General features: G+C 72.2%; 16 protein-coding genes and 2 pseudogenes. 10 read left to right on the top strand and 8 right to left on the bottom strand.

Going from position 1 to position 18735, the window contains the following annotated elements; all coding sequences use genetic code 11:
- Positions 1–9: 9 nt before the first annotated feature.
- Positions 10–447 carry a GNAT family N-acetyltransferase gene (locus OHO27_RS06485; protein ID WP_328421157.1) on the top strand — a complete coding sequence of 146 codons (438 nt, stop codon included), beginning with the start codon at positions 10–12 and terminating at the stop codon, positions 445–447.
- Between the two features lie 43 nt (positions 448–490).
- On the opposite strand, the gene OHO27_RS06480 is transcribed toward OHO27_RS06485, so the two are convergent.
- Positions 491–1255, bottom strand: a complete 765-nt coding sequence (locus tag OHO27_RS06480) for a CDP-alcohol phosphatidyltransferase family protein (protein ID WP_328430368.1) — start codon at positions 1253–1255, stop codon at positions 491–493.
- A gap of 108 nt (positions 1256–1363) precedes the next feature.
- Between OHO27_RS06480 and OHO27_RS06475 the strand changes: the two genes are divergently transcribed.
- From OHO27_RS06475 to OHO27_RS06455, 5 genes and pseudogenes are all read left to right on the top strand, one after another.
- Entirely contained in the window at positions 1364–2347 is a 984-nt protein-coding gene (locus OHO27_RS06475) for a zinc-dependent alcohol dehydrogenase (RefSeq protein ID WP_328421155.1), read from the top strand.
- A 174-nt stretch (positions 2348–2521) separates the two neighbouring features.
- On the top strand, positions 2522–2920 hold the full coding sequence (locus OHO27_RS06470; protein ID WP_093747920.1) for a 6-pyruvoyl trahydropterin synthase family protein: 399 nt from the start codon (positions 2522–2524) through the stop codon (positions 2918–2920).
- Complete coding sequence (locus tag OHO27_RS06465; protein WP_328421153.1) at positions 2917–4137, top strand: glycosyltransferase family 4 protein; 1221 nt, start codon at positions 2917–2919, stop codon at positions 4135–4137. Before OHO27_RS06470 ends, OHO27_RS06465 begins: the two co-directional genes overlap by 4 nt.
- Entirely contained in the window at positions 4134–5183 is a 1050-nt protein-coding gene (locus OHO27_RS06460; RefSeq protein WP_328421151.1) for a class I SAM-dependent methyltransferase, read from the top strand. The genes OHO27_RS06465 and OHO27_RS06460 overlap by 4 nt, the downstream gene beginning before the upstream one ends.
- Positions 5180–6196: pseudogene (locus OHO27_RS06455) on the top strand (lysylphosphatidylglycerol synthase transmembrane domain-containing protein); the annotation flags it as partial. The gene OHO27_RS06460 and the pseudogene OHO27_RS06455, both read left to right, overlap by 4 nt.
- Positions 6197–6342: 146 nt before the next feature.
- Here OHO27_RS06455 and OHO27_RS06450 read toward each other — a convergent pair.
- The gene (locus tag OHO27_RS06450) at positions 6343–7131 is read right to left on the bottom strand and encodes a creatininase family protein (protein WP_328421149.1); all 789 of its coding nucleotides are present in this window, start codon (positions 7129–7131) and stop codon (positions 6343–6345) included.
- Positions 7132–7171: 40 nt separating this feature from the next.
- Between OHO27_RS06450 and ribA the strand changes: the two genes are divergently transcribed.
- From ribA to OHO27_RS06430, 4 genes and pseudogenes are all read left to right on the top strand, one after another.
- Complete coding sequence (ribA, locus tag OHO27_RS06445; protein ID WP_328421147.1) at positions 7172–7840, top strand: GTP cyclohydrolase II; 669 nt, start codon at positions 7172–7174, stop codon at positions 7838–7840.
- A gap of 69 nt (positions 7841–7909) precedes the next feature.
- Entirely contained in the window at positions 7910–9049 is a 1140-nt protein-coding gene (locus tag OHO27_RS06440) for an NAD(P)/FAD-dependent oxidoreductase (protein ID WP_328430367.1), read from the top strand.
- Positions 9046–10115: pseudogene (locus OHO27_RS06435) on the top strand (saccharopine dehydrogenase). The gene OHO27_RS06440 and the pseudogene OHO27_RS06435 overlap by 4 nt, the downstream one beginning before the upstream one ends.
- Positions 10108–11271 carry a saccharopine dehydrogenase family protein gene (locus OHO27_RS06430; protein ID WP_328421145.1) on the top strand — a complete coding sequence of 388 codons (1164 nt, stop codon included), beginning with the start codon at positions 10108–10110 and terminating at the stop codon, positions 11269–11271. The pseudogene OHO27_RS06435 and the gene OHO27_RS06430 overlap by 8 nt, the downstream one beginning before the upstream one ends.
- Positions 11272–11282: 11 nt before the next feature.
- On the opposite strand, the gene OHO27_RS06425 is transcribed toward OHO27_RS06430, so the two are convergent.
- The 6 genes from OHO27_RS06425 to OHO27_RS06400 all read right to left on the bottom strand — a co-directional run bounded on the left by OHO27_RS06425 (position 11283) and on the right by OHO27_RS06400 (position 18653).
- Positions 11283–12515 carry a serine hydrolase domain-containing protein gene (locus OHO27_RS06425; protein ID WP_328421143.1) on the bottom strand — a complete coding sequence of 411 codons (1233 nt, stop codon included), beginning with the start codon at positions 12513–12515 and terminating at the stop codon, positions 11283–11285.
- Between the two features lie 64 nt (positions 12516–12579).
- Positions 12580–13941 (bottom strand): MFS transporter, encoded by a 1362-nt coding sequence (locus OHO27_RS06420; protein WP_328421141.1) that lies wholly within the window; start codon positions 13939–13941, stop codon positions 12580–12582.
- Complete coding sequence (locus OHO27_RS06415; RefSeq protein ID WP_328421139.1) at positions 13938–14528, bottom strand: TetR/AcrR family transcriptional regulator; 591 nt, start codon at positions 14526–14528, stop codon at positions 13938–13940. The genes OHO27_RS06420 and OHO27_RS06415 overlap by 4 nt, the downstream gene beginning before the upstream one ends.
- A gap of 95 nt (positions 14529–14623) precedes the next feature.
- Positions 14624–15757 carry a glycosyltransferase gene (locus OHO27_RS06410; protein ID WP_328421137.1) on the bottom strand — a complete coding sequence of 378 codons (1134 nt, stop codon included), beginning with the start codon at positions 15755–15757 and terminating at the stop codon, positions 14624–14626.
- 69 nt (positions 15758–15826) lie between these two features.
- On the bottom strand, positions 15827–17152 hold the full coding sequence (locus OHO27_RS06405) for a nucleotide sugar dehydrogenase (protein ID WP_328421135.1): 1326 nt from the start codon (positions 17150–17152) through the stop codon (positions 15827–15829).
- Between the two features lie 28 nt (positions 17153–17180).
- Complete coding sequence (locus tag OHO27_RS06400) at positions 17181–18653, bottom strand: glycosyltransferase family 4 protein (RefSeq protein WP_328421133.1); 1473 nt, start codon at positions 18651–18653, stop codon at positions 17181–17183.
- Positions 18654–18735: the final 82 nt, after the last annotated feature.

The following is an 18735-nucleotide window of genomic DNA, read 5'->3' as shown; positions in this document are numbered from 1 at the left end:
GTCCCCGGCATGGATGTTCAGGTGGAGATCGCCCGGGAGTCGAGCGCGGAACTCGTGGCCGGCTTCGCCCGGCTGCTGCCGCAGCTGTCCCGGAGTGCCGAGCCCCTCGACCTCGCGGCCATCGACCGCATCGTGAGGTGCGGCACGAACACCGTCCTCGTCGCTCGGGCGGACGGCGAGATCGTCGGCACCCTGACCCTCGTACGGATTCCCGTACCTTCCGGACTGCGCGCCCGGATCGAGGACGTGGTCGTCGACGGGGCCGCGCGCGGTCACGGAGTCGCGGGGCTGCTGATGCGTGAGGCCGTGAGGCTCGCCCGGGAGTCCGGGGCGCGGACCGTCGATCTCACCTCGCGGCCGGACCGGGCCTCGGCGAACAGGCTGTACGAACGGCTGGGGTTCGCGGCGAGGGAATCGTCGGTGTACCGGATGCCGCTCGACGGCTGACTGCCGTCCACGGCGTACCCGGTGCCGCCCGGAGAACGACCCGTCAGGACGCCACCAGCTCCCGTACCTCCGCAACCGGCGCCCGCCGCACGCGCGACGGCCGGTTCCGGTACAGCCACAGGATGTCCCGGCCGAACGACCAGACCAGCGCCGCCAGCGCCGTCCCGGTGACCGCGAACGTCGCCAGGTACGGGAAGAGGCCGGACGCGGCCATGAGCAGGAACACACCTTGCAACGCGGCGACCGTCTTGCGGGCAGTGCTCGGCGGGAGCGCGGCGTTCAGCCATGGCCAGACGCGGGCGGCGGCGACGAAGCCGTAGCGCATGGCGCCGATGAGGAGCACCCAGGGACCCACCGACATCGAGACGTACACGCTCAGCACCAGGATCAGGAACGCGTCCACCTCCATGTCGAAGCGTGCGCCCAGGGCGGTCGACGTGCCCGTACGGCGGGCCACCTTGCCGTCCACGCCGTCGAGGATCAGGGCGACCGCCGTCAGGCCGACGAACAACGTCACCGGCGGCGAACTCTGGAAGGAGTCCGCGACCAGCGCCGTGACACCGCCCACCAGCGTCGCGCGGCCGAGGGTGACCCGGTTCGCCGGGCCGAAGGAGCGCAGCCCGGATCGGTGCAGGGCCAGCGAGAGCAGCGCCCAGGTGGCGACGGCGAAGACGAGGCCGGTCAGCCAGCCCGCCGGCCCCATGCCGATCGCCGAACCGAGCAGGGCCAGCAACAGGATCTGCACGCCCGCTCCCACAGCGGTCTCCTGCTGGACCAGCCTCGCGTCGTAAGTGTTGTTCAGGGCCACCGCACATTCCTCCGGCCAGATGACAGAGTCGATCAAGGCCGCGTACTGTGCGCGACCTGTGCACACCTCGGTACGTGAACAGCTCGCAGATCGTTCAGGAGGATTCCGATGAACCGCGCCGCACGTGCGTTCTGGGTCACCTCTCCGGGTGAGGGAGAGATCCGGGAGGTCGCCCTTCCGGAGCCGGGCGAGGGCGATGTGCTGGTGCGGTCGCTGTACTCCGGAGTCAGCCGTGGCACGGAGACACTCGTGTTCCGGGGCGGGGTCCCGCAGAGCCAGCACGCGGCCATGCGGGCGCCGTTCCAGGAGGGCGATTTCCCCGCCCCGGTGAAGTACGGCTATCTCAGCGTCGGGATGGTCGAGGAGGGGCCGACAGCACTGGTCGGCCGTACTGTCTTCTGCCTGTACCCGCATCAGACGCGGTACGTCGTCCCCGCGAGCGCCGTCACCGTCGTACCGGACACCGTGCCCGCCGCGCGGGCCGTCCTCGCCGGCACCGTCGAGACCGCCGTCAACGCGCTCTGGGACGCCGCGCCCCTGGTCGGCGACCGGATCGCCGTGGTCGGCGGTGGCATGGTCGGCCTGTCGGTGGCCGCCCTGCTGGCCCGCTTCCCGGGTGTACGGCTCCAGTTGGTCGACGCCGATCCGCGCCGGGCCGAGGTCGCCGCAGCCCTCGGTGTCGCCTTCGCCACGCCCGACGAGGCACTCGGCGACCGCGACCTGGTCGTCCACGCCAGCGCCACCGAGCAGGGCCTCGCCCGGTCGCTCGAACTGCTCCGCCCCGAGGGCACCGTCGTCGAACTCAGCTGGTACGGCGACCGGAGGGTCGCCCTGCCGCTCGGCGAGGCCTTCCACTCCCGGCGGCTCGTCATCCGCAGCAGCCAGGTAGGCACCGTCTCCCCGGCCCGCAGCGCCTGCCGTACGTACGCCGACCGGCTCGCCCTCGCCCTCGACCTGCTCGCCGACCCGGCTCTCGATGCGCTCGTCACGGGGGAGAGCGCTTTCGAGGAGCTGCCCGAGGTGATGCCGAAGCTCGCTTCCGGGGAGATTTCAGCGCTCTGTCATCGGGTCAGGTACGCGGACACGCCCTGACAGGACCCGGACACCTGCTGACGGACTCGTTCAATCAGGGACGACAAGAGCGCCTGACCTGAGAAAAGAGTGAGAGACGGCTGAACAACGGGAAGCGAAGAGCCGTACTACACGGCATCCCCGGCAGCCGATCGGCGGGGGATGAGGAGCGCACCGCACCTGGAGGGTCGTCCGTTGTTCAGCATCACCGTCCGCGATCACATCATGATCGCCCACAGCTTCCGCGGCGACGTGTTCGGGCCCGCGCAGCGCCTGCATGGAGCGACGTTCCTGGTGGACGCCACATTCCGGCGCGAGCAGCTGGACGACGACAACATCGTCGTCGACATCGGACTGGCCACCCGGGAACTGGGTGCCGTCGTAGGTGAGCTGAACTACAGAAACCTCGACAACGAACCCGACTTCGCCGGGATCAACACCTCCACCGAGTTCCTGGCCAAGGTCATCGCCGACCGGCTCGCCGAGCGGATCGAGAAGGGTGCGCTGGGCGAGGGCGCCAAGGGCCTCGCGGGTCTCACCGTCACCCTGCACGAGTCGCATGTCGCATGGGCGAGTTACGAGCGTGCGCTGTGACCGACGTGACCCTGGAGAAGGCCGTCGCCGTGGAGAAGGCTCCGGAGAAGTCGGAGAACGTGGCGCTCGGCTATGTGCCCGTGCAGCACTCCGCCCTGAAGAACGCCGAGATCATCCCCATGTCCCTGCGCTCCGTGCACTTCGTGATGCCGGGCGGCGTCGACGACGCGTCCGCGCCGAGCGGCGGCAACGCCTATGACCGGCGGGTGAGTCTGGATCTGCCCGGCTTCGGCTGGCAGGTGCACAAGCACGCGCTGGACGGCAGCTGGCCAATCCCCGGGGCGGCGGCCCGCGCCGAACTCGCCCGCACACTACGGGAGTTCCCCGACGGGACCGCCGTCCTGCTGGACGGGCTGGTCGCCTGCGGGGTGCCCGAGATCATCGTCCCGGAGGCGGAGCGGCTGAACCTCGCGGTCCTCGTCCATCTGCCGCTCGGCGACGAGACGGGACTGGAGCCCACCGTCGCCGCGGAGCTGGATGCCCGGGAACGCACGGTGCTGCGGGCCGTTCCCGCCGTGATCGCCACCAGTGACTGGGCCGTCCGCCGCATCGTCTCCCACCACGGCCTCGCGCCCGACCGGGTCCATGTCGCCGCCCCCGGCGCCGACATCGCGCCGCTGGCGTCCGGCACCGACGGCGTGTCCCGCCTGCTGTGCGTGGCCGCCGTGACACCTCGCAAGGGGCAGCACCGGCTGGTCGAGGCCCTGGCGTCGGTGACCGACCTGCCGTGGAGCTGCGTCTGCGTGGGCCCGCTGAACCAGGACCCCGAGTACGTGGCCGAACTGCGGTCCCTGATAGCGAAGCACGGGCTTCAGGACCGGCTGGTCCTTGCGGGCCCGCAGTCCGGCGCCGAACTCGACGCCAGCTACAACGCCGCCGACCTGATGGTGCTCACCTCCTACGCCGAGACGTACGGCATGGCGGTGACGGAGGCCCTCGGGCGCGGCATCCCGGTGCTCGCGACGGACGTCGGCGGACTGCCGGAGGCGGTCGGCCGGGCCCCCGACGGCGGTGTCCCCGGCATCCTCGTCCCGCCGGAGAACCCTGCCGCGATCGCCGCCGAGCTGCGCGGCTGGTTCGGCGAGGCGGACGTACGACGCCGGCTGAAGGCGGCTGCTCGGGGACGCCGGGCAGCCCTGAACGGCTGGGCCGGCACGGCCCGCAGCCTGGCCTCGGTACTGGGCCGACTGCCGAACGAACCCCGGAGGGTCGCATGAGGGACACGGCAACGGCACGGAGCGAAGGGGCGATTCCGGCCCAGCCGGGACCGCGCGATCCCGCACCGCAGAGCGGGATCGTTTCGGCGGAGGGCGCCACGGGCGGCGTATCCGTACCGGCGGCGGCCGACGCGGACGCCGTGATCCTCGGGGCCGGGCCCAGCCTCGGTCCAGGCGAGCGGGCGACCGTACGGCTCAGGGACGCCGGGGCGGACGACCCGCCCCGTTACGCCCCCGAGTGGCTGGAGCTGCGCGAAGGCGCCGACGCCACCGCGCGGGCGCACGACCTGCTCGACCCGCTGCGGATCCGGCTCGCCAACCTGCCCGGACGGGCCGGACTGGTGATTCACGACGTGGGGTGCGGCACCGGCTCCATGGGCCGCTGGCTGGCGCCCCACCTGGACGGCGCCCAGCACTGGGTCCTGCACGACCGCGACCCCTACCTCCTGCACTTCGCCGCCGTGGCCTCCCCGCGCTCCTCCGCGGACGGCAGCCGCGTCAGCGTCGAGACACGCCGTGGCGACATCGGCCGCCTCACCCCGGACGCGCTCGCCGGCGCCTCGCTGGTGACCGCCTCCGCACTGCTCGACGTCCTCACCCGCGAGGAGGTCGGCACCCTCGCCGCCGCATGTGCGGGCGCGGGCTGCCCGGCGCTGCTGACGCTCTCCGTCGCCGGCCGCGTCGAACTCAGCCCGTCCGACCCGCTGGACCAGGAGATTGCCGAGGCGTTCAACGCCCACCAGCGGCGCTCGGGGATGCTGGGCCCGGACGCGGTGACCGCCGCGGCGGAGGCCTTCTCCGAGCACGGCGCGACCGTCCAGGTGCACCCGAGCCCCTGGCGGCTCGGCCCCGACGAGTCCGCGCTCACCGCCCAGTGGCTGCGGGGCTGGGTCGGCGCCGCGGTCGAGCAGCGTCCCGAACTGCGCGAGCGTGCCGACCGCTATCTGCAGGACCGCCTGGCCGCCTGCCAGGCGGGCGAGTTGCACGTCGTGGTCCACCACAGCGACCTGCTGGCACTGGTGCGACCGGCGGGCGGAGCGTCATGAGCGTGGAGACGGTGGCGGGGGCGCGCGTCACGCGACCCGGCGCCAAGGCGCGAGAACGGCGACGGAAGGCCCTGGCCGTGAACGGGGCGGTCGTGGCCCCGGAAGCCGCCCCTGCCAGCCGACTCGGCACCCAGCCCGCGGAACAGCCGGGCCGACCCCGCCCGCGCACCCGCCTGGCCCGTCTCAACACCCCCGCTGTCCGCACCCACCTGGGCACGGTCGTCGGCGTCGCCATCCTCGTCGCGCTGTTCTGGCGGCTCGGTACCGGCGTCTTCCTCGACGGGCTGCGGCGGATCGACGCGACGACGCTGGTCGCCGCGCTCGGGATCGGGCTCGTCACCACCGCGTTCAGCGCGTGGCGCTGGCAGTTGGTGGCACGCGGACTGCGGATCCGGCTGCCGCTCGGGCCGGCCGTCGCCGACTACTACCGCGCCCTGTTCCTCAACGCCGCCCTCCCGGGCGGCGTCCTCGGCGATGTGCACCGGGCGGTGCGGCACGGGCGGAGCGCCGGTGACATGGGCCGCGGTGTCCGTGCGGTCGTGCTCGAACGGACGGCCGGCCAGGTCGTCCTCGCCGTCGTCGGCGCCGGCGTGCTGCTGACCATGCCGTCCCCCGTGCTGAACGAGGCACGCGACCTGACGCCGCTCATCCTGTTCGCCGCCGTGGGCGCGCTGGCCGTCGTGGCCGCGCTGCGCATGAACCGTGCGCCGTCCCGCCGTGACCGGACCAAGTCGACGGCCGTGCGCACGACGCTCGGCGAGGCCCGCGAGGCCCTGCTGTCCCGCCGCAACGGTCCGGGCGTCGCCGTGTCCTCCGTCGTCGTTCTCGCCGGCCACATCGCGATGTTCGTGCTCGCCGCGAGGATCGCAGGCTCCGACGCCTCCGTCGCCGCTCTGCTGCCGCTCGCCGTCCTGGCCCTGCTCGCGATGGGCGTGCCCCTGAACGTCGGCGGGTTCGGGCCTCGCGAGGGCGCCACCGCCTGGGCGTTCGGCGCCGCCGGGCTCGGCGCCGACACCGGACTGGCCGTCGCCGTTGTGTACGGCGTCCTCAGCTTCGTGGCCGCCCTGCCCGGCGTCCTCGTCCTCGTCGCCCGCTGGTACACCGGCCTGCGCGCGGGCTCCGGGTCCGCCGCAGCCGTAGCGGACCCCGAGCCCAGCCGCTATTTTCGTGCGTCTCCCGTGTCCCGTACGGAATCGTCCGCGGAGGTCAGCAGTGACACATACGCGCCGAAGGAATCCGCGAGGCTCGCCAGCAGGCGCTTCCCCTTTTCCGCGGAACCCAGCGAAGGGCGGCCTATGACACCCGAATCGGTATAGGCGGACATACCGAGGGTGAGTAGCTGACGGCGGTCGTCCGCCACGAAATCGGAAGTCTCATAACCGGGTCGGATCAATTCGGGATGAGTGTGCAGAAGGATGGAGGTCTCAATTTCCCCCGCGTGCATGTCGGTGAGCAACGAGGTCTCCACCCCCGCCCGCTCCCGCGCCGCCTCCCAGTCCTCCGGGGCCGGGAACAGCGCCATTCGCTCACCGTGCGCGGAGGACTCCTGAACGACATTGCCCAGTACGTAGTTTCCGCCGTGCCCGTTGACCAGCACCAGAGCGTCGACGCCGGACCGGCGGAGCGAAGCCGCTATGTCCCGTATCACCGCATGAAGGGTCACGGAGGAGATGCTGACGGTCCCCGGCCAGGCCGCGTGTTCGTGCGAGCAGGAGATCGTCACCGGCGGAAGGAGGTGCACCGGATGTACGGCGGCGATCTCGCGCGCAATGGCGCAGGCCACGAGCGTGTCGGTCGCCAGCGGAAGGTACGCCCCGTGCTGCTCGAAGCTTCCGACGGGCAGGACCGCGACCTGTCGTGAGACACCCGCGCCCCGCGTCCGTACGTCCTCGGTGGTGTCCGCCGGCACCAGCGAGTGTGCCGCCGGCAACGTCTGCGAATCACTCATCTTTTCCGGCCTTTCGTCTCTGCTTAGGAACTGAAGAATCATGACAGATAAAATTGGCGTCCTCGGCAAGAAGTCCGCACAGCGTACGCAGCGTTCCGGCGTGGAACGGGTGGTGAATGCCCCCTTGCCCACCGTGTACGGGGAATTCCGTGCGATCGGCTACCTCGACCACGAGCGCGGTGACGAGCAAGTGGCCCTGGTCTACGGCGAGATAGGCGCGGAGAACGTCCTCACCCGACTGCACTCCGAGTGCCTGACCGGAGACGCCTTCGGATCCCAGCACTGCGAATGCGGCGACCAGCTGGCCTCCGCACTGCGCGCGGTGGTCGCCGAGGGCAGTGGCATCGTCGTCTACCTGCGGGGCCACGAGGGCCGCGGCATCGGTCTGCTCGCCAAGCTGCGGGCGATGGCCCTGCAGGCGGAGGGCCTGGACACCGTCGAGGCCAACCTCGCGCTCGGCCTGCCCGTGGACGCCCGCGACTACGGCGTCGCCGCCGGGATCCTGCACGACCTGGGCGTGAACAGCGTCCGCCTCATGTCCAACAACCCGCGCAAGCGCGACGCGTTGCTGCAGCACGGCATCGAGGTCGCCGAGCAGGTCCCGCTGCTGATCCCGCCGTGCGAGAACAACATCACCTACCTGCGCACCAAGCGTGAGCGCCTCGACCACCACCTGCCCCATCTGGACGCGGTCGCGCACCTGTCCTGATTGCCGCGAGGCCCATCCGGACAGGAAGAGGGAACGACCGGCGACTTCCAGGAAGGTGGGCCCGTGAACATGCATGCGAGCGTCGTCGTCATCGGCGGCGGTGTGATGGGGACCAGCATCGCCTACCACGTCGCCCGTGCGGGGATCCGGGACGTCGTCCTTGTCGAGCGGGACGAACTGGCGTCCGGGTCCACCTCCAAGGCGGCCGGGGGCGTGCGGGCGCAGTTCTCCGACGAGCTCAACATCCAGCTCGGGGCACGCAGCCTGGAGGCGTTCGGCCGGTTCGAGGACGAGACCGGGCACGACATCGGGCTGCACCGGGTCGGCTATCTGTTCCTGCTCTCCACGCCGGAGGAGGTCGCCGGCTTCGAGGCGGGCGTCCGGCTGCAGAACGCCCTCGGCGTGCCGAGCCGCATGATCGACCCCGCCGAGGCGCAGCGGCTGTCCCCCCTGATCACCACCGACGGACTGCTGGCGGCCGCGTTCTCGCCGGACGACGGCCACTGCACCCCCGAGTCCGTCGTCCACGGCTACGCGTCCGCGGCCCGCGAGTACGGGGCGCGGCTCTTACGCCACAACGACGTCACCGGCATCGAACTGCACGGCGACCGGATCACCGCCGTGACGACGACCCTCGCACGCATCGCCACCGACACGGTGATCTGCGCGGCCGGCCCCTGGTCGCGCACGATCGGGGCGATGGTCGGCGTGGACCTGCCCGTGGTGCCGCTGCGCCGCCAGGTCGCGGTCACCGAACCGGCCGCCGGACTGCCGCCCCAGCTGCCCATGACGATCGACTTCACCACCAGCCTCTACTTCCACACCGAGGGCCCCGGCCTCCTCCTCGGCATGTCCGACCCCGACGAGCGCCCCGGCTTCGCCACCGACACCCACGACCGCTGGATCCCCCGCCTGACCGAGGCCATGGAGCACCGCGCCCCCGCCCTGCTCGACCTGCGCCGCACGGGAGGCTGGGCGGGCCTGTACGAGGTCACGCCGGACCACAACGCGCTGATCGGTGAGGCGCCTTCCGTATCCCGTTTCCTGTACGCGACCGGCTTCTCCGGCCATGGCTTTCTGCAGGGACCGGCCGTCGGCGAGGTCATCCGTGACCTGTACCTCGGCCGCGTACCCTTCGTGGACGTCAGCCCCTTGAGCGCCGGCCGGTTCATGGCCGACGCCCCGCGCCCGGAGGCCAACCGCGTATGACCGATCTCCAGCTGTGGCTGCGCCACGAGGTCCGTTCCACCGAGCGACGCACTCCGATCGTGCCGGCCGACGCACGCCGGCTCGTCGGGAGCGGGGTGACGCTGACGGTCGAGGAGTCCCCGCAGCGGATCTTTCCCGTCGAGGAGTACGCGGCGGCCGGCTGCCGGGTGGCGCCCGCGGGCTCCTGGGTGTCGGCGCCCGATCAGGCCGTGGTCATCGGGCTGAAGGAACTCCCGGACCGGCCCGGCGAGCTCACCCACCGGCACATCTACTTCGGTCACGCCTACAAGCAGCAGCCCGGCGCCGAGGACCTGCTCCGCCGGTTCGCCCGGGGCGGCGGCGTCCTGCTCGACCTGGAGTACCTGGTGGACGACGACGGCCGTCGCCTGGCCGCCTTCGGCTTCTGGGCCGGCTATCTCGGTGCCGCCCTCGCCGTCCTCCAGCACCGCGGGAAGCTCGTCGCGCCGCTCACCCCGACGTCGAAGGACGAGCTGGACGCGACCCTGCAACCGGCCTCCCATGACGCGGAGTTCACCGCGCTCGTGATCGGTGCCCTGGGCCGCAGCGGCCGGGGCGCACGCCTCGCGCTGATGACCGCCGGCGTCGAGGCGGCCACGCCCTGGGACCTCGCCGAGACCCGCGACCTGGACCGCCCGGCCCTGCTCGCGCACGACGTGCTGGTCAACGCGGTCCTCGCCACCACCCCGATCCCGCCCTTCCTGCGCGAGCAGGACCTCGACGACCCCGCGCGCCGGCTGCGCACCCTCTGCGACGTCACCGTCGATGTCGGCTCCCCCTGAACGTCCTGCCGATCTACGACCGCACCACCGACTGGGCCGACCCGGTGCGCCGGCTGCGCAAGGACCCCCCGCTCGATCTGATCGCCATCGACAACCTGCCCTCCCTGCTGCCCCGCGAGTCCAGCACCGACTTCTCGGCGGCGCTGCTGCCCCAGTTGCTGGACTTCGAGACGGGCGGGCCCTGGGGGCGCTGTCGGGACCGGTACCACCAGGCGGGCCGTGAACTCGGCATCGAAGACGCAGAAGGGGAGTACCGCCATGGCTGACAGCTCCGCACGGGTGCCCGCGAGCGGCACCGTCCACTGGGTCGGCGCCGGTCTGTCCACCGGCAGCGGTCTGGCCCGGCTGTGCGACACGGGCGACCGCGTACGGCTGTGGCACCGCACCACGGACCGCGCCGCCGACGCCCTGAAGAGGCTGGGCCTCACCGGACGCGCCGAGCCCCGCGCGTACACGCTCCCCGCGCTCACGGCCGAACTGGCGCCGGGCGACGTGGTCGTATCGATGCTGCCGGCGCCCGAGCACGCCGGGCTGCTGGCGGCCTGCATCCAGGAGCAGGCCCACTTCGCCTGCTCCAGCTATGTGTCGGACGCCGTCCTCGAACAGGTGCCCGCGGCCGAGGCGGCCGGGCTCGTCGTCCTCACCGAGGCCGGCCTCGACCCGGGCATCGACCACCTCTTCGCCCACTGCCTGGTCGGCCGCGCCCGGGCGGCCGTCGGTGACGACACGGCCGCCTCGTACAGCCTCACCTCGTACTGCGGCGGTGTCCCCGCCGTCCCGAACGACTTCAGGTACCGCTTCAGCTGGGCGCCCGCCGGGGTTCTCAACGCCCTGCGCGCACCGGCCCGTTACCTCAAGGACGGTGCCGAGACCGTCGCCGAGCGGCCGTGGGAGGTGACGCGGCGGCACGTCGTCGACGGGGAGGCGTTCGAGGTCTACCCCAACCGCGACAGCGTTCCGTTCGTCGAGCAGTACGGACTGCCGCCCGCGTGGAAAGCACAGACCTTCGTGCGGGGCACCCTGCGCCTGGAGGGCTGGCTGCAGGCCTGGGACGCCGTCTTCGAGGAGCTGAAGGCGGGTGACGACGCCCGGATCGCGGCCCTGGCAGGGGAGTTGGCGGCGGCCTACCCCACCACGGACGCCGACCGGGACCGGGTCGTTCTCGCGGTGTCGCTCGATGTGCGCGGCGGGGGCGGGCAGAGCTGGTCCGGCAGTTACCTGCTGGACCTCGTGGGGGACGCGGAGGAGAGCGCCATGGCCCGCTGCGTCTCGCGCCCCCTCGCTCTCGGCGTCCGGCACATTCTGGACGGCTCCCTGCCGACGGGCCTGAACCGTGCCGCCGAGACGGCGGCCCGCTCGGAGGAGTGGCTGCGCGAACTCGCCCTGGAAGGAGTGGAGTTCACCCTGCGCGTGGACCGGTGACCCGCGGCGGCTCAGTCCGCCGTGACGGCCTCGTGTACAAGGCGCTTGAGGTCCTGGAACATCGTGTGCGAGGTCTTCGGCCGCACCTGGGTCATGAACTGCACCGTCAGATCGTGGCCCGGGTCGACCCAGAACGTGGTGGTCGCCACGCCGCTCCAGCCATACGTGCCGAGGCCGGCCGGCGCCCTCGTGCGAGTCGGGTCGATCACCACGGAGACGCCGAGGCCGAAGCCGAGGCCGTCGTTGCCGGGCTCGTCATGGGCGGGGCGGCTGCCGAAGGACCGCAGGTCGGCGCCGCCCGGGAGGTGGTTGGACGTCATCAGGTCCACGGTCTCGGGGCTCAGCAGACGGGTGCCGTCCAGTTCGCCGCGGCGGCGCAGCAGTTCCATGAAGCGGTGGACGTCGTGCGCGGACGCCGCCATGCCGCCGCTGCCGGACAGGAAGCGGGGCCGGCCGTGCAGCGGGAGGCCGGGGATCGGCTCGATGCCGCCTTGCTCGGTCTCGCCGTACAACTCGGAGAGCCTGTCGGCCTGTTCGCCGCTCACGCAGAACCCCGCGTCGGTCATCCCGAGCGGCCGGAAGATCCGCTCGGCGAAGAACTCGTCGAGCGGCTGCCCGGACACCACCTCGATGACCCGGCCCAGGACGTTGGAGGCGACCGAGTAGTTCCACTGCGTCCCCGGCTCGAACTGCAGGGGCAGGCTCGCGTACACGTCGACCGTCCCGGCCAGGTCGGAGCCGGGCAGCACCGCCGAATCCAGGTTGGCGTCGCGGTAGAGGGCGTCGACGGGATGCGTGCGGTAGAAGGCGAAGGTCAGCCCGGCGGTGTGGGTCATCAGATGCCGGACGGTCAGCGGCCCGCCGGCCGGCCGGGTCACCGTGTCGGTGCCGGATCCGCTCACGTACACCCGGGGCTCGGCGAAGGCGGGCAGATGGCGGCCGACCGGGTCGTCGAGCGACAGCCTGCCCTCCTCGACCAGCAGCAGCGCGGCGACCGAGGTGACCGGTTTGGTCATGGAGTAGATCCGCCACAGCGTGTCCGCCTCGACGGGGAGGCCGGCCGCGATGTCCCGGTGGCCGTGCGTGGTGAGGTGGGCGACGCGTCCGCGGCGGGCGACGGCCACCAGGTAGCCGGGTATCCGCCCCTCGTCGACGTAGTGGGCGAAGTACTGGTCGAGGCGGTCCAGCGCCTTCGCGTCCAGCCCGACCTCACCCGGGTCGACCTCTTGTCTCAGCAGTGCCATCGCTCTCCTCCGAATACGAACGACGAGGTGCGGTCCGGCATACCCCGCCGGAACGGCCTCAGACTCATCGTCGCGCAGGAACGCGTGTACGGTCCCGCGATTGACCATGATCGTCGATCGTCGCGCCCTGCACCCCCTGCACCCCCGGCAGCCCCCGTCCCAGCGCCGCACCGGCCAGGGCGAGGGCGGCGAGGAGGCTCAGCGGCAGCTCAGGGCCGTCGCCGGACCCCATCAGAGCGGTCGCAGCGGCCACGCCCAGCACCGGTCCGACGTTCATCGCGGTCTGCTGCAGCCCGCCCGCCACACCGGCCGACTCGACGGCCGCCTCGCGTACGACGACATGGGTCGCCGCCACCATCACCGTGCCGAACCCGGCCCCCACCAGGGCGAACCCGGCGCACAGAGCGGGAGTGGCGCCCGTGCGGGAGAGTACGAGGATCCCGAGCGCGAGCAGCGCCATCGCGGCCATGGTCGTACGGCGGGACCCGGCCCGGCGCAGCAGCACCGCGCAGATGGCCGCCGCGAGGACCATCACCAGGGCGAGCGGCAGGCTGACCAGGGCGCTGCGGAACGCGTCCATGCCGAGCGTGTCCTGCAACAGGAACGTGCCGACGAACAGCGCGCCGTTCAGCGCCGCCGACGCGGCGACCAGCATGCCGAGCGCCGAGCCGACCGCAGTCGACCCGATGACGTCCGGAGGCAGCAGCGGGCTCGGGGCGCGGCGCTCGTGCCGGACGAAGAGGGCACCCGTGACCGCGGCGGTGGCGGCGGTCCAGCCCCATCCCGGCAGCGCGACGAGGGCGTGGACCAGGCAGGCCAGGGTCACCGCGAGCAGGAGGGCGCCGGGCAGGTCGAGCCGGGCGGGGGAGGTGGTGCGCGGGGGACGACGGACGGCGAGGGCGAGCACGCCGAGGACGAGGGCGGGCGCGACGTTCAGCAGGAACACCGCCCGCCAGCCCGGCCCCGCCACCAGCGCACCGCCCACCACCGGCCCGGCAGCGGCCGCCACCCCGATCGCGGCCGTCCGCACGGCGATCGGCGTCCGCAGCCGGTCGGGCGGGAACGCGGCCCGCAGCATCCCCAGCGTGGCCGGCTGAAGCAACGCCCCGAACACGCCCTGCACGACCCGCAGCCCGATCACCCATCCGACGCCGGGCGCCAGCGCGATACCGGCCGACGCGGCCCCGAAACCGAGCATCCCGATGCCGAAGAGCCGGTGGTGCCCGTACCGGTCGCCGAGCCGACCGGCGAACACCAACAGGCTTGCCACCGCGATGAGATAGCCGGTGCTGGTCCACTGGACCTGTGCGAAGGAGGCGCCCAGGTCGCGTTGCAGGGCGGGCTGGGCGACGGTCAGGACGGTGCCGTCGAGCGCGACGATCACGGCTCCGACGATGCTGCTCGCGAGGGTGAGACGCGGGTTCACTCGCTCTCCGCCCCGAGGTGGGCTTCCAGGGCCGACCGCAGCATAGGTACGAAGCCGTCGGCGCCCGTGGCGAGTTGGAGGCTGCCCCAGCCCCACAGCTGGGCGATGCCGTGCAGGTTGGCCCACAGCGCCCCCGCGACGAGACGGGAGTCGGCGTCGGGGCGCACCTGGCCGACGAGATCCACGAGTCGGCCGAAGAGGGGGAGGCTGGTGTCCCGCAGCCCCAAGTGGCCGCTCTCCAGCAGATCATGACGGAACATCAGCTCGTACATGCCGGGGTTGCCGAGCGCGAACTCCAGGTAGACGCGGCCCAGTGCGGTCAGCTGCTCTCGTGCCGGCGCAGGACCGTCGCTGCTCGCCGCCGCCTCGGCAGCCCGCTCCGTCAGCTCGCCGAAGCCGCGGCGGGCGATCGCCGAGAGCAGCTCCAGGTGGGTGGGGAAGTAGCGGCGCGGCGCCCCGTGCGAGACGCCTGCCCGGCGGGCGATCTCCCGCAGAGTGAGCGCCTGCACGCCCTCCCGCGTTACCAGCTCCACTCCGACGTCGACCAGCCGGGCCCGCAGCCCCGTATCGGATTCCTGCTCAGGCATGGACATAGACACTGTCTACCATGATCGAGTAGACAGTGTCTACGGGCAAGGCCGACTTCCGGGCGGCCATGGTCCGGGACGGGAGGCTCGTCCCGTCACCGCATGGCGGGTGTCGGGGGCGCGGTCGCCTCCTTCACCCAGGACTCCAGGCACATCACGAACTCGGTGGCGTGGTCGGACCAGTTGAGGTCCGACAGCGCCGCCTCCCACCCCTGCGTGGCTGCGCGCAGGCGCAGGTCAGGGTCGGTGCGCAGGTGTCGTACGGCCTCTGCCGCCGATGCGGGATCGCCGTAGGGGACGACGAGGCCGCAACCGTAGCGTTCGACCAGGTCGGTCGCGAGGGGGGTGGGTGTGGTGACGACGGGGACGCCGTGGGCCATGTACTCCACGACCTTGGTGGGCCGTGAGTGGCGGTAGTTGGGCTGGTCGTGCAGGAGGGAGAGGCCGGCCAGGGCGCCGGAGAGCAGGCCGAGGGCGCGGTCGTTGGGCAGGTAGCCGTGCCAGCGCAGTACGCCGTCCCGGTCGGCCTCGGTGAGTGCGTCCCGCACCTCGGGGTCCGCCGCGCCGATCACCTCGACGTGCACGTCGGGGCCCAGCAGCCGGGCCGTTTCGATGAGCTCCAGAGCGCCGCGAGCCCGCGACAGATGCCCGAGGTAGACGACCCGGTCGTCGCCCGGCGGCTCTGGGGGCTCGGCCGGCACCGTCGCTAGGTTCCCCACGACGGGGTGGGTGTGGCGGAAGCGCTGCTGGTAGGCGTCCTCGGCGAGCAGCAGCCGCAGATGCCGTTCCGCCAGTCGTTCCACGGCCCGTACGGCCAGTCGCAGCGGCGGCCGCAGCGGCCGTGGCACCCAGCGTTTCATCACCAGCGCCGCCGCCGTGTCCTCGTGCACGTCCCACACGGTGACGGGGGCGCGTCCGCCGCGTCGCCAACGGCGCAGGGTGCCGGGCAGCGTGAGCAGCAACTCCGGGTCGTGCAGCAGGACGACATCCGCCCTGGGCCCCCGCTGTGCGAGCAGCGTGCGGGCCGCGCGCAGGGCCGCACGGCGGTCCCGGCCGGCGGCCCGGGGCAGGTCCACGCCCTCGACGTACGGTCGCGGTGTCATCTCCCGGGCCGCGAACGGCGCCGCGTAGACGACCTTGTGGCCGCGCTGCCGCAGGGCGGCGATCTCCCGGTGCAGGATCCGCGCGTCCTCGGGGTGGTGGACGACGGTGACGACGAGTATCCGCATCAGTGCACCTTTCGACGGTCCCGAGAGCGACGGCCACCTGCGGACGGCAGCGAGAGCATCAGGCGGCGGTCACAGCACCTCGACATCGGGCCGGAAGATCCGCCCCCGCGTGTCGAACAGCATCCGGGCCGTGTCGCCCAGGGCCGGCAGGTCGTAGGCCGAGTGGTCCTGGAGCAGGATCGTCAGGTCGTGCTCGCGCACCGCCGCCATGACGTCGTCCACGCGCGGGACGCTCGCCCCGTCCACGGACCACACCCGCACATGCGGGTCGTGGAACCAGACCTCGGCCTGCCGCTCCCGCAGCAGCCGTGCCACCGGCAGCGCCGGCGACTCCCGCTGGTCGGCCACGTCCGGCTTGTAGGTGACGCCGAGCAGCAGCACCCGGGAGCCGTGCAGCGGACGGCCGGCGGTGTTGAGGAGGTCCTGGGCGCGGCGCACCACGTACTCCGGCATCCGCCGGTTGATCTCCTGGGCGAGCTCCACGAAACGGAACTCGTAGCCGAGCGAGGAACGCACCTTGTACGACAGGTAGTTGGGGTCGATGGGGATGCAGTGTCCGCCGACCCCGGGACTGGGGCGGAACGCCTGGAAGCCGAACGGCTTCGTGCCGGCGCAGCGGATCGCGTCCCACAGGTCGACATGCAACTCGTGGCTGATCACGGCGAGTTCGTTGACCAGGGCGATGTTCACATGCCGGTAGGTGTTCTCCAGCAGCTTGGCCATCTCGGCCTCGCGGGTGCCCTTCGCCTGGACGACGGTGTCGACGAGCTTGCCGTAGAAGGCGACCGCGCGCGCCGCACAGGACGGCGTGCAGCCGCCGACCACCTTCGGCGTGGTGCGCAGCCCGTGCGCGGTGTTGCCGGGGTCGATGCGCTCGGGCGAGAACGCCAGCGCGACGTCGACGCCGACACGCAGCCCGGACTCCTCCAGGAGCGGCCGTACGACCTCCTCGGTGGTTCCCGGATAGGTGGTCGACTCCAGCACGATCAGCTGTCCGGGCCGCAGCCGGCCCGCCACCGTCCGCACGGCGGAGGTGACCGCGGCCAGGTCGGGCCCACCGTCCTTGCCGAGCGGCGTCGGCACACAGATCACCACGTTCTGCGCACGGGCCAGACATTCCTCGTCCGTGAACGCGCTGAACCCGGCCGCTCGCATCCGGCGGACGTCCTCGTCGGAGACGTCGTCGACATGGGAGTGCCCGGTGTTGAGCGCTTCCACGACCCGGAGGTCGCGGTCCAGCCCGACGACTCTCAGTCCGACCGACGCCGCCTCACGCGCAAGCGGCAGTCCGACGTAGCCGAGCCCGATCACCGCCAGATCCACGTGATCGGGCCGTTCTGCTTCCCCGAGCGGTTCGCTCTCTTCCCCGAGCGGTCCGGTCTGTTCGACCTGCATGGGACTCACCCCGCATCAAGGCCTTGCGTCAAGGCTTCGCATCAAGGCTGCCTAGAGCGCGGTACGCCTCACGGGTTGTGGCGGCGACCTGCTTCCAGGTGCGGTCACGCGCGACCGTCGCGCGGGCGGCTGCTCCCCACTCAGTGCGCCGTTTTCGACTGTAAAGGAGTATTTCGATCTCATCAGCCCAGGAATATGGTGATTCAGGCTTGATTAGCCTTCCGTTCACCTCCGGTTCGACCAGTTCTCGCAGTGCGGTGACGTCGCTCGCGGCCACCGGAACACCGCTCGCCATCGCCTCGACCGGCTTGAGCGGAGTCACCAGATGGCAGACGCGCTCGTCGGTGCGCGGCACCGCGAACACATCCAACACCGCGTGGAATTCCCGCACTTGGGCGTGCGGCACCCGGCCGGTGAACAGAACGGCTCCGTCGGCGAGGCCCAGCCGGGCGGCCAGTTGCTCCAGCGCGGGGCGCTCCGGCCCGTCGCCGACGATCAACAGCCGCAGCGGGACTCCACGCCGGATCAGCTCTTCACCCGCATGGAGCAATGTGCCGATGCCCTCGAGCGGGGTGAGGCTGCTGACCGTGCCCACGACGAACTCGTCCGGCGCGATGCCGAGCCGGGCGCGCACGGGTGCCCCGTCCGGCGGTGGGGCCAGGAAGTCGTCGTCGACGGCGTTGGGTGCGATCAGGACCCGCTCCTCGGGCACTCCGCGGTCCACGATCTCGGCCTTCATCGCCTCACCCAGCGTCAGCACCAGGTCGGCCTCGCGCATGCAGGTCGTCTCCAGGGCGCGTCGCGTCCGGTACGTCTCGTCGTCCCGGCTGCGGCCCGGCGCCTGCGTCAGCCACGTCTCCTCCAGGAACCCCCGCACCTCGTAGACCACCGGCAGCCCGTACGTCTCCCGCAGGGCGAGCGCCACGCGCCCGTTGCCGTGGTCCGACGCGGCATGCAGCACCGCGGGCCGCAGCCGCTCCACCAGCCGGGCGGCCAGCTCGGCGTTGCGGGCCAGCAGCGCGGCCTGCCCGTACGGCAGCCGCAGCGGCAGCAGCCGGTGCTGCGGGACGCCGTTCACGCACTGTGACGGGCGGGCGTCCAGCATCCCCTGGGTCACCGGGAAGCCGATCCGGGTCACGACATGCGGGTCGAGGCCGGCCGACAGCTGGGCCTCGGCGAGCTTCTGCGTGCGCACGGTGTAGCCGGCGTGCCGGAACGGCAGCCCGTTGGTGACCAGATGGAGCACCCGGCCCGGCACGGGAGAGAACGACCGCCCAGTGGGCGCGGGCACCCGCACGGCCGCGGGCGCCGCGGCCGGCCCGGCGGCCAGAGCACGCCCGGCCAACCGCCGTTCGAACGGCCGCAACCCGCGCCGCGCACGTCCCGGCACCAGCCGCACGGCAAGCAGCGCCGCCCGCGCCGGGTCCTGGCGCAGCTCGCCGAGCGCCACGGAGGCGGCCAGACTGAGGGCCCGGGGTACATAACGAATATTCCGAGACATATCGCAAAGGTAGGCCGCAACGCCGGGCCACGGCCCACCAGCCTGTACCGGGCCGACGACACCGGCCGCGTGGGAGCCGACG

This window comes from Streptomyces sp. NBC_00443 (genome assembly GCF_036014175.1).
Lineage (GTDB): Bacteria > Actinomycetota > Actinomycetes > Streptomycetales > Streptomycetaceae > Streptomyces.
Note: the sequence above shows the minus strand (reverse complement) of the source record. Positions and strands in the feature narration are given on the sequence as shown.